Annotated in this window: 13 protein-coding genes and 1 tRNA gene; 3 read left to right on the forward strand and 11 right to left on the reverse strand. The window is 41.2% G+C overall.

Annotation, left to right across the window (positions count from 1 at the left end; genetic code table 11):
- Positions 1–27 precede the first annotated feature (27 nt).
- Positions 28–495, forward strand: a complete 468-nt coding sequence (locus VGD82_RS04555; RefSeq protein ID WP_331019260.1) for a hypothetical protein — start codon at positions 28–30, stop codon at positions 493–495.
- A gap of 86 nt (positions 496–581) precedes the next feature.
- On the opposite strand, the gene VGD82_RS04560 is transcribed toward VGD82_RS04555, so the two are convergent.
- The 5 genes from VGD82_RS04560 to VGD82_RS04580 all read right to left on the reverse strand — a co-directional run bounded on the left by VGD82_RS04560 (position 582) and on the right by VGD82_RS04580 (position 4,594).
- A complete protein-coding gene (locus VGD82_RS04560; RefSeq protein WP_331019261.1) occupies positions 582–1,367 on the reverse strand; it encodes a ChbG/HpnK family deacetylase in 786 nt (261 codons plus the stop codon).
- Positions 1,364–1,759, reverse strand: coding sequence for a GtrA family protein (locus VGD82_RS04565; protein WP_331019262.1), 396 nt, complete (start codon positions 1,757–1,759; stop codon positions 1,364–1,366). The genes VGD82_RS04560 and VGD82_RS04565 overlap by 4 nt, the downstream gene beginning before the upstream one ends.
- Positions 1,756–2,733, reverse strand: coding sequence for a glycosyltransferase family 2 protein (locus VGD82_RS04570; RefSeq protein WP_331019263.1), 978 nt, complete (start codon positions 2,731–2,733; stop codon positions 1,756–1,758). Before VGD82_RS04570 ends, VGD82_RS04565 begins: the two co-directional genes overlap by 4 nt.
- A gap of 4 nt (positions 2,734–2,737) precedes the next feature.
- Positions 2,738–4,348, reverse strand: coding sequence for a hypothetical protein (locus tag VGD82_RS04575; protein ID WP_331019264.1), 1,611 nt, complete (start codon positions 4,346–4,348; stop codon positions 2,738–2,740).
- A 170-nt stretch (positions 4,349–4,518) separates the two neighbouring features.
- Positions 4,519–4,594: transfer RNA gene (locus tag VGD82_RS04580), tRNA-Arg, on the reverse strand.
- A 287-nt stretch (positions 4,595–4,881) separates the two neighbouring features.
- On the opposite strand from VGD82_RS04580, the gene VGD82_RS04585 reads away from it, so the two are divergent.
- Entirely contained in the window at positions 4,882–5,541 is a 660-nt protein-coding gene (locus tag VGD82_RS04585; protein WP_331019265.1) for a DUF2490 domain-containing protein, read from the forward strand.
- Between the two features lie 110 nt (positions 5,542–5,651).
- The gene (locus VGD82_RS04590) at positions 5,652–6,200 is read left to right on the forward strand and encodes a peroxiredoxin (protein ID WP_331019266.1); all 549 of its coding nucleotides are present in this window, start codon (positions 5,652–5,654) and stop codon (positions 6,198–6,200) included.
- A gap of 206 nt (positions 6,201–6,406) precedes the next feature.
- On the opposite strand, the gene cheZ is transcribed toward VGD82_RS04590, so the two are convergent.
- The 6 genes from cheZ to fae all read right to left on the reverse strand — a co-directional run bounded on the left by cheZ (position 6,407) and on the right by fae (position 11,172).
- A complete protein-coding gene (cheZ, locus tag VGD82_RS04595; RefSeq protein WP_331019267.1) occupies positions 6,407–7,096 on the reverse strand; it encodes a protein phosphatase CheZ in 690 nt (229 codons plus the stop codon).
- 2 nt (positions 7,097–7,098) lie between these two features.
- Positions 7,099–7,497, reverse strand: coding sequence for a chemotaxis response regulator CheY (gene cheY, locus VGD82_RS04600; protein WP_015832190.1), 399 nt, complete (start codon positions 7,495–7,497; stop codon positions 7,099–7,101).
- 208 nt (positions 7,498–7,705) lie between these two features.
- Positions 7,706–8,776, reverse strand: coding sequence for a chemotaxis response regulator protein-glutamate methylesterase (locus VGD82_RS04605; RefSeq protein WP_331019268.1), 1,071 nt, complete (start codon positions 8,774–8,776; stop codon positions 7,706–7,708).
- Positions 8,777–8,812: 36 nt separating this feature from the next.
- Positions 8,813–9,421, reverse strand: a complete 609-nt coding sequence (gene cheD / locus VGD82_RS04610; RefSeq protein ID WP_331019269.1) for a chemoreceptor glutamine deamidase CheD — start codon at positions 9,419–9,421, stop codon at positions 8,813–8,815.
- On the reverse strand, positions 9,418–10,302 hold the full coding sequence (locus VGD82_RS04615; protein ID WP_331019270.1) for a CheR family methyltransferase: 885 nt from the start codon (positions 10,300–10,302) through the stop codon (positions 9,418–9,420). Before VGD82_RS04615 ends, cheD begins: the two co-directional genes overlap by 4 nt.
- Before the next feature lie 306 nt (positions 10,303–10,608).
- Positions 10,609–11,172, reverse strand: coding sequence for a formaldehyde-activating enzyme (gene fae, locus VGD82_RS04620; RefSeq protein WP_135276908.1), 564 nt, complete (start codon positions 11,170–11,172; stop codon positions 10,609–10,611).
- Positions 11,173–11,545: the final 373 nt, after the last annotated feature.

Raw genomic sequence — 11,545 nt, forward strand, 5'->3', positions numbered from 1 at the left:
CTTTTAAAATATACTAAAATATCCATCATGAAACGTGCGATTCTTACTTCTTTATTAATCACCATCAGCACCATTCAGATAGCCGAAGCAAAACCTAACTTTATCGGCGCGAACTACAGTGGCACTTATTTATGCAAAGGCAACAACAGTAAAGTTGGCGACTACCAAGTTCTTGCAAAACTCACACTAAATCGCGCAGCTAGCAGAGGCAGCATCGGCATTTATGATTTTGCACTAGAAACCGAAAACTCATTCACCTACAAAGGCAAAGCAGTCGCTAATTCAAACAAGATTGCGTTTAACCTCAGCATGTCAGAGGTCAACTCTGCAGAATTCAGTACCGGCATTGCAAACATAAGCAAAAACTCAGCTGGTAAATTCGCTTATACCAACCATTACTACGAAGTAGATTCTAATGTTGGCACCTATGGTAAAGAAACCTGCGTCATACAAAAAAGCGCACAATCAAACAAAAAATCAATCAAGCCAGCTTAAGCATTTATATATAAAAACCTCAAACGTAACTTAACCTGAGTGCTGCGCTAAGTAACAGCGGCTAGCTACAGCAGCACTCATACCAGTTATGGCTCTCGCACAATATTAATTTCATTAAATATTGTGCCGAAAGCATCACTGTTCAGCACACTAAACTCATTAACTCTGGCAGGATAAATAGGGTCATTCATATGCCCTTCTGCCGTTTCCATAGCTGGATGACACATCAACACCGACGTACCCACACTTTTCTTAGCTTGTGTCGCCCAATCAATTAAGCGTTTTTTGTAATCATGTACATCACCGCTAAAATTATAAACGCCTAATAACCCACTACTGCACTTAAACCCCAGTTGCTTAGCTTCTCGTTCTAGCGCAGTGGCTCCAAGCATTTTAATGATACGGCCTTTAATGCCACTTTCGTTATTGGGCTTGGCAATTCGTATCCAAGGTAATTGCTTGTGGTAACGCCGTTTTAATATCGACAACAAAACCTGTCGAATTTGCGGGAGCTGATGCACGTGCTGGTGCCCGTCAACATAATCGGGCTGCGTGCCCAATGCCAACTCAAACTGGTTTAACTGATGTTCAATACTGTTTTGAATTGCAGCCTTTGGCAAGCAGCGCAATAGACTCAGCAAGGTCAATACACTGTGTGGATAGCGATATCCGAATAACGTAAAATCAAGATGCAAGCCAATATGTGCTTTGCTTCTAATGTCGGAAGTGAGCAATTTGGCAGATGATGCCCAGTGTGGGCTATTGACCATGCATGATGCCGCAGTCAGCCTGTTATTTTCGATGAGGCTCACAATGGCCGTATCTATGGCTGGGCTTTGTGCAAAATCGTCAGCACAAATAATAAGATTCATGACTGCTTGCCTTTAAATGCCCAGTAACGGCTCAAAAAATAAGTAGAAACAGCAACAATCACCATCACCACACCCAATACCAGCCAGAATGGAATGTTAGTAAAGTAGATAGCATTAAGCACTAAAAACTGATTCGCCAAGAAACCGGTCACTGCAACGGCAAAAAAGCGTGGGAAAGCATGCAAGTGAGTAGACGTCTGTCCAGAAAAACTTAATTTACGATGCCCAAAGTAACTCACAGGAAACGCAAACAAAAAGCCTACCGTGTTTGCATGAATTGCTGTGAGCAAGTGACTAAGTTCCAAGCTCACGGCAACAACGTAATGCACGCCGGCCGCCAGGGCGCCAATCACTGCAAACCAGGAAATTGAATGTCGATGCGTTTGTGTCATTGATGCTGGGTGATGACTTTAGGCTTAAGTACTTCTGCCACGATATACGGTGGCCGACCTTTGACTTCGTCATAAATGCGAGATAGGTATTCGCCTAATATACCAATAAACAATAATTGCACCCCAGCAAAAAACATCATGCTAGCAATAATGGTTGGCCAACCAGGCACTGATTCATCAAAAAACATATGATCAACCACTACGTACATCCCATAACTGAAAGACAGCAAAGCTAGCAAAGCCCCTACTGCACTTGCTAAGCGTAATGGCATTACGGAGAAACTGGTAACGCCAGTCCAAGCCAGCTGTATAAGTTTTAACTTTGAGAATGCACTTTCACCATGAGAGCGAGGTAATGGTATAAATGGAATACCAATAGAATGGTAGCCAACCCATGCATAAATGCCCTTCATAAAGCGGTTACGCTCAGGCAAAGAAAGCAGTGCATTCACCACTTGCCTATCCATTAAGCGGAAATCACCAGCATCACGTGGGATGTGAATCTGACCACCTAGACTAATTGCACGATAAAAAATACGTGAGCCCCAACGTTTAAATCGTGACTCTACATCACGGTCTTGCCTGTATGCGTAGACCATGTCATAACCTTCACGCCACTTTTCCAACATTTGTCCTAGCAACTCAGATGAATGCTGACCATCAGCATCCATGCAGATCACCACATTGCCCGTCGCATATTCCAAACCAGCTGTAATGGCATACTCTTTACCAAAGTTACGAGAGAAGCGCACCAAGGTTGTTCGTAAACTTTCAGGTAAATTACGAACTATATCCGCAGTTTGGTCACGGCTTCCATCATCAATCACAATGATTTCCCAGTGTTCACTGAGCTGCTTAAGGCGATCCACTATGGTATGGATAGTGCTAACAATCGCGGCCTCTTCATTAAAAGCCGGAACAATTACGCTAATATGCGCTTCAGTGTCTACTCGTGGAAAAATGTTTTTATTCATGACCCTAATCCCGTGGTGCGGCACGCGGTATCCGCGCATCGCCTATTAATGTTCTACGATCTTTCACTACCGCGAGCGGCGCACCCAAACGTTCCACCACGCCTATTACCTCGCCCTGCAACACTTTATCGCAATTCATATTAGTGCTAGAAATAAAGAAATCAGCAGTCACCCAATTTTCAGTGATAGTAAACCGCTTGTCTAAATACGCCTGCCCCTGAAAAGCTTCTGCACAAACCGCAACTGAATATACAAGCTCACTTTTCTTTGTTGAACTCACAGCCTCAGCATCAACATACTGTTCTAACATTTTAGTCGCGTCAATCAAGCTACTGGACCAATAGTCACCTTCCCAATTATGTTGGGCATGTTTAAAGTCTGCGCCTGCAAAATGGTTATAGTATAAATATTGATAGGGATGCAGTGCGTACAGCGAACATATCGTGTTCAAACTCAATAGCGCACATACAGCAACAAAACCTAAGCGCCATTTTTTACACTCAGCCAATGCATCAAACATTTTTGATAAACCAATACCAGCAACAATCGCCAAAGTAGGAATCACAAAAGTAAAATGCCTTACGCCATTGTAAAGTGCTGGACGATCCAATAGCACAAACACCAAAGGGGTAAGCAAAGCGATGCTAACTGTAATCTCGGGTAAATGATTTACCTTCCAAAACGCGGCCTGCTTTAACCTCATCCCTAACACAACAACTAGGCTGATTAAGCCCAGTAAAAAAATCTCAGGCAAGCGAATGCCCAAATACTGGAATAAGTAAGTACGCGGCACGTCCCCGATACTAACAAACTGACCATTCACAATGGTATTCATATCAAAAGCGAAATGTGAAAAAGACTTAACAGCAATTTGAATATGATCAAACCCCATCACCGACCATGGCCAGAAAGTAGCCATTAAGCCTAAAGCCACAGTCCCTGCTGGTAGCAAACCGATAAAACTATTCCAATAAAATGTCAGCCTAAGTTTGCAGCCCTTATCAGTTAAGCATCCAGCCACTAACACCATTAACAGCAAATAGATAACAGCAAAGGCGCCACCAATTCTCAAGCCTAACGCCAGACCAACTGCCAGACCTAGCTTTAAACTCAACGCTAACGGAATGCGAGGTAAGTGTTTAGAAGTTAACAATGTGTAATATAACGCCCAAACCATACAAGCTGCAAAAGACACATCCTTTGTGTGCGTAAACATCGCACCGGTCCATGCCCCAGTAATGGTAAGCAAAAAGGCAGCAATAAAAGCTGCACGCGCGCCAGCTAACTCATTGGTAATTTTATGCACCGCCACAATGCCAGCTAAACCAAATAATGCTGAGAGCAAATGACGAATATCCCATACCCACAGAGGTAAAAGCTTCTCTAAAATTGCGGCAATTAAATCAAAAAAACCACCATACAAGTAAAGGTTTTTGTAACTAAAGGCTGCGTGATCTACAAACCCACTACTATAAAAATTAAGTAGCAACTGCCCATAAACGTGCTGTACCTGTTCATCATTACTAATGCCATATTGCTTAAAAGTCACAACAATAAAAACAGCTAGTAATGTAAATAGTGCTAGAGATAATCTTTGAAATACTGTTGATGTCATTTTTATAGGTTTTCTAATGGTCACTTGCTAAGGTTATGCAATTATTCCCAACTATACTTATTTCTTAATACGCCTACTTCTAAACATACATAATGAAACACAACTAGTTAACATATCGTTAGATATGCTTAAATCTGCAAACCATATCAACTTAAGTCAATATTGAATAATGGTGCCCCCGACACGAATCGAACGTGTGACCCTCCCCTTAGGAGGGGGATGCTCTATCCACTGAGCTACGGGGGCAAATGCTTTGCTAACCTTATTTAATGGTGGATTGAGTGATTCAACATCAGCTCGCAAAATAAAAAAACATTCAAAGCAACAGGCCGCACATTTTATCATCAAGCGATTAAACTTTATCAAAAAATGTATCGATCCAGCCTAATTACTGCCTAGTGTTATCAACCAACGCTCAGCACAATAAGCATCTTCATTTTAATTTCAAAACTACTAATAATTTCACTGTCTATACTGCTATAACTGACAAGTATTTTGATATAATTAATAATGATTATCATTTACATTGTTGTATGAAGTTTATTATTTATATTTTATTGCTGGCAATCACAAACCATGTGTACGCAGAAGTAGAGCGGGATGACCGAATATGGCTTACTTACCAAGCAGACCATCAGTTATCATCAAATCTAAAAGCTATGATTCAAATTCAACCCTATTGGCGGTATGAAGGGGTTCATAGAGATCAAATCACAATCAGGCCTGGGCTTTATTACCAATTTTCAAATACTGTTTATATTGGCGGTGGTTACGCTTACAACCTTGGCTTTAATAACAGCAATCAGCACACCCATGAACAGCGCTTGTGGGAAGACATAAGCGCAACGCTACTTGATAGTAATTCATATAAAGTTCAGGAGCGTACACGTTTTGAGCATAGGCAATTTGAACATCAAGGAGAAATATCAACCGGCTTGAGACAACTAATTAAACTGAGCTTTCAATTATCTACTGATTACACGGCCATTATCACTGATGAAGCTTATTTCAATCTAAATAACACCGCTCAGGTTAAATCTGGCTTTGATCAAAATAGATTGTTCCTAGGCGTAGGAAGAAAAATCCTTACAACAACTAATTTAGAGGTTGGGTATCTAAATCAGTATGTAGCAATAAGCACACCTGACAGAATGAATCATGTTATTGCTATTAATATCAACCAATCTTTTTAAGGATAAAATCCACGCTCAAATCGCAAACCATCATGTGAAATAGTCAAAAACGATGCTAACATCCTAGCAGTATGCTTCATCTCAGCAAAAAAACTAATCAAGGTAATTACATGTTTATTAAGATTCTATTCTACCTAGCGGTCATATTGGTTGCGCTCATTGGTTATCGTCATTACGCACTAAAGCAGCCAAGTTTAATTATTGGTGAAAAAGCACCAGAATTCACACTGGCAGATAAAAATGGGGTGCAGCACTCACTATCCGATTACAAGGGAAAGTATGTCGCACTTTACTTCTACCCAAAAAATGACACGCCAGGTTGCACCAAAGAGGCTTGTAGTTTTAGGGACGATTTATCTAAACTGGAAAAATTGAATGCCAAAATTATCGGCATTAGCGTGGACTCAGAGGCCTCGCATCAGAAGTTCGCAGAAAAATACCACCTCCCCTTCACCTTACTAGCTGATGTAGATGGCCGTGTTGCAAATGCATACTATGCACTCACCAATCTGATCTTTATTAAAATTGCTAAACGCTATACATTTTTAATCGACCCAGATTCAAAGGTAATTAAAATTTATAACAATGTGAATGTTTCTAATCATTCCCAACAGATTATTGACGACTTAAGCAACTTACAAGCTATTACAAACAAGTAAACTGAGCGATTGCGAAAATGGCCAAAGCTAATACATAAGACGCGAGAAAAATCACTAGTGGCGGGGGCCAATTGAAGGAACGCAAGCTGATTAACTTATTTGATTTAACAGTGATATAGCCGTGAATAGGCTTAATATTAACAAGGCCCACAAAACAATCGCATTGTCATTTTGTGAGCCTTAGAAGTGTTAGTAATTATAACTTACTAGAAGCCTAAACTATCAAGCAAGTCATCTACCTGCTCTTGGCTAGCCACTACATCCACTGCATCTGGGTCAATTTGTGGGCCGTTCAGTAGCGATGAATTATCAGCAGCGTCAGCTTTAGTTGCTTCCGTATCTTTTTTTGGAATTGCTGGCGAGAAATCAATCAGCAGCTGCACCAACTGTTGCTCCAACTCTTGTGCAAGGCCTGTGATTTTTTTAATTACCTGCCCAGTCAAATCCTGGAAATCCTGCGCCATCATGATATCCATCAATAGGGCCTTGGTTTCTGCTGTGTTTTTACCTGCCATTGTTAAATACGTGAGTGTTTCATTAGCCGCCAAATTATACTCACTCTTTAACGATGGCTCGCGCATTACATCTTGCCAGCGTTGCTGCAACGCAGTTGCACCAGCGGCAAGCTCTTCTTGTAATGGGATTGCCACGTCTGTTGCGTTCAAAACACGCTCAGCCGCCTGCTCTGTCATCCTTGCCACATAAGCCAAACGATCACGTGCATCCGGGATATCCTGCGCAACTTGCTCTAATATCTTATCTAAACCTAAACCACTTAAACTATCATGCAACGTTCTTGTGACGTGGCCCACGCGGTTAAGAATCTCATCACTTGATGACAGCCCTAGCGCAGACTCTGCATTTACAGCTTGTTGTGGTGTGGCTTCGCTAGTCATAGTTAAGCCCCTGCTTTCTCAAGCTTCTCGAATATTTTTGATAATTTTTCATCAAGTGTTGCTGCAGTAAAAGGTTTTACCACGTAACCATTAGCACCAGCTTGTGCTGCTGCAATAATATTTTCTTTTTTGGCTTCAGCCGTTACCATTAAAACAGGAAGTTTAGATAGCTCAGCATCAGCACGAATGTTCTGTAGCAATGTCAGGCCATCCATATTGGGCATATTCCAATCAGATACCACAAACTCAAACCCACCGCCTTTCAGTTTGCTTAGTGCTGCGACGCCGTCTTCTGCTTCATCCACATTGGTATAACCCAACTCTTTAAGCAGGTTGCGAACGATTCTACGCATCGTAGAAAAGTCATCCACTACCAGAAATTTAGTATTTGTATTTGCCATGCTTCCACTCCATTAGTATTAACTATTCCTGACGCTGCTAACTTTACATTACGCTCAACATCATGAATAAATTCTATAATTTTTATATATTGTACTGACTTATGACAAAGCCTGCTTTATTAACTCAAGACACCATGATGAATACAAATTACATGCCGTCATAAAAAAATTTAGCACTCTCAATTGAGCACTCAAGGTATAGCAGATTTTATACCCTTAATGCACGGGCGCTATTTACCATTAAATGATTAAGCACTAACTTTGGCAACTCATTTAAATGTGCAACCTCATCCACCCCGCCATGCGCTACAGCTTCTTTTGGCATGCCATACACCACGCAGCTCTCTTCATTTTGGGCAAAATTATAGGAGCCGGCGTTTTTCATTTGCGCCATACCTACTGCACCATCTTTACCCATCCCGGTTAAGATGACGCCAATCGCATTTTTACCTGCATGTAAGGCTGCTGATTCAAACAACACATCAACTGAGGGCTTATGACGATTCACTGGCGGAGCGTCACTTAGTTCCGTTACATAGTTGGCACCACTTCTTGCCAGCAATAAATGCTTATCACCAGGAGCAATATAAGCATGACCTGGTAAAACACGCTCCCCACCCTCTGCTTCTTTAACGGATATTTGGCATAAAGAATTTAGTCTATTTGCAAAAGATTTAGTAAAGCCTGCAGGCATGTGCTGGGTAATTAAGATGCCGGGGCAATCTGACGGCATCTGCAATAAAAACGACTTAATTGCCTCTGTACCGCCTGTAGAGGCGCCAACAATTATCAATTTTTCACTACTAATCAGCGGGTTACGCAATTGCGCCGGCTGTGCTCCAGCATTTGCGGCCACAGGATGGCGACTAAGTGACTTAACTTTTGCTTGAGAGGCTGCTCGAATTTTATCCGTAATTTCATGCGTATACTCACGCATACCCTCAGTGATAGACATTTTAGGCTTAGTCACAAAATCCGTTGCGCCTAACTCTAATGCACGCATAGTAATTTCTGAACCCTTTTCAGTCAGTGTAGACACCATAACTACGGGCATTGGGCGTAAACGCATCAGTTTTTCCAAGAAATCCAAACCGTCCATTTTTGGCATTTCCACATCCAGTGTCAGTACATCAGGATTTAATTGCTTGATCATTTCTCGTGCAATCAATGGATCTGGTGCAGCCCCGACGACCATCATATCTTTTTGGTCATTAATTATTTCCGTGAGTAAGCTACGGATTAGTGCTGAATCATCAATAACAAGTACTTTTATTTTCATTTGCTTATTCTCATGTCTTGTTGCTCATTCAATCAATTAGAACAAATCAATTGCACCACCGACATCAGCAGTCTTAAGCTTGCTTGCATAAACCTCTTCACGTTTAAACAAGGTGTCATTGTGCATTTGTTTCAGTTTCTTCACTAAAACCCGGCCGGTTTTAGGAAAGAAGTAAACTTTTCTAGGATAGATATCTAATAAGTCCTCACCTGTGATGCGTATACCTTCCGCATTCAGGTACTTCCTTACAAAGATTGCGTTACGATCGCCCACATTGGTCGTAGTAAAACTCTTCAAGACATTGCCTCCACCAAATATCTTAGCTTCCAAGTTCTCACGGCGTGCGCCATTACGTAACAGCTGGTTAATCAAAACCTCCATGGCGTAAGTGCCGTAACGCATAGATTCAGAAACTGGACTATCTCTATCCGCTGCTGCACTATCTGGCAGCATAAAGTGATTCATACCACCTACACCTGTTTTACTATCTCGTATACAGGCAGACACACATGACCCCAACACCGTCACAATCAACATGTCTTTATCTGTAAAGTAATACTCACCAGGCGCTATTTTTGCTGCGTCGCAATCAAAAGTCCGGTCAAAATACAGTGTAGTAGAAATTTCTTCTTCTAACATACTCATGACGTTTTCTCTTTCGCATGAGCGCCTGAACGTTTCAATTGGCTACCGTCATTTAATGTGTACACAGTTTTCCCTTTTAAATGAAAAGCATCTGACACATAAAGAAAGTTCTCTGAATGCCCAGCAAATAAGAGTGCGTGGGATTTCATTAGTGGTACAAATCGACTCAAAATTTTAGCCTGTGTAGGCTTGTCAAAATAAATCATTACATTTCTACAGAAAATGGCATCAAAAGACTCATGCAGTGCCCAATCTTCATCCAGTAGATTAAGCTGGCTAAACGTAATCATCGCTTTCAGCTCTTTTTTCACCGCAACCAGGCCGTCATTCAGACCTGTGCCTTTTAGAAAGAAACGCTTACGTCTTTGTTCTGAAAGCTTGCTTACGCGCTCGTAAGGATAAACGCCACGTGCTGCTGTAGACAGCACATTAGTGTCTATATCAGTAGCAACAATTTCAACTGGTGGATTTAGGCTGCCAAACGCCTCACAGGCGGTCATGGCAATGGTATAAGGCTCTTCGCCGGTGGATGCGGCAGAACACCATATACGTATAGGTTTTTTAAGGGTTAGCAGATGATCTGCAAGGATAGGGAAATGATGCTCTTCACGGAAAAACGAAGTGAGGTTTGTTGTGAGCGCATTAGTAAAAGCCTCCCATTCAGCTGGGTTGTTTTCACTCTCGAGAATATCTAGGTATTGCTTAAAAGAAGTAGCCCCTAGAACACGCAACCTTCTGCCAATACGGCTGTACACCATATCAGACTTGGCTTCAGATAGAGAAATACCAGCATGACGATAAATTAAGTGACGTACTCTAGCAAAATCCTGAGCAGTAAAATTAAACTCCCGCCCCTCGTCGTGCTGCTCTTTTTTCAACATTAATATTCACCACGTAATTATTGTAAGTTACTTACTGCACCAGTTTGGTACAAAGTACTTTAGCAATATGCTTTTGGCACTTTTAATTTTTTATTTATTAATATGTTGCTGCTAATCGCTTAATTAAAATTTTAATTATTAATCGACAATATTAATGTAATGACTATGCAGCAATGCAAGATGTAAATATCGACAAAACCGCTTAATTAAAATTGGCTTTTTGACATTTTCATCTTAAAACATTGCTCCACATCACTTCTTACATAATTACTAATTTTTATTACTTAATTACTGCGTATTACTGTATTACTTGTCTGTTGCTCTTCTGTTTTTGTCTGGTGCAGCAAAAGGGTGTGCTGAATCTTTGTAAACTTTCAACAAATCAGCCGCTTTTGGCTCACGTGCAACTGCGCTCTTAATCGCTTGTTTAGTAGCACGATAGTTCCAATCTTGAATACGGTCGTCCATATCAGCAGATTGGTCAATAAATACACCAACAGAAATAAACACATCATCAGCTTCTTCAACTGGGATTGTGCCATCTTCAACACACTCCATCACAGCCATCGCAACACCGCGTTGTGCTGGGCCAAACATTTGCACAGATTGTCTAGTGTTTTTCAAAGTCACTTTGTTAAACATCACAGTGTTTGGTTTTACCATCAGGTTAGGTGCAACAATAGCTAACAAGCCATTTACACCTTCTTTTTGATCAGTTAGTGTACGGCAAAATGCATCTTCTGCAGCGCTACCACGTGGACCCATTACCAAGTCAATGTGAGCTACATTTTTAAGATCTAAACCGCTACCATCTGGGCGATCTTCGATCACTAATGCTTCACCAATTAATACACGATCAATAACAGCCATTTCAGTCTCCTAGAACTTCTTAATAAATTTCAAAATTAACTACTTTTGTTACACTTGGCAGTTGAGTGTGGCGTTCCTGCCAATTTTTACTTACATATGGTGGATAACGTTACACTCACCACCTTACCTTAATCGGTCAAAATTAGCTGTTCGCTAACATTTACCCTCTATTATAAACCATTAGGCTCCAAACTATAAAATCCCTTTTTAAAACTCCTCCCAATCGCCATCATCACTGTTCGTTTTAACGCTCAGTTTGACAGGGGTAGGTCTTGCCACATGCGCGACTTTACTCACAGCAACTTTAGATACAGGACGAGTCGCTACTCGATTTTCGTGATTGCCGCCTAGCTGGAATACGCTAATAGCGTTC

The organism is Methylotenera sp., assembly GCF_036401095.1.
GTDB lineage: Bacteria > Pseudomonadota > Gammaproteobacteria > Burkholderiales > Methylophilaceae > Methylotenera.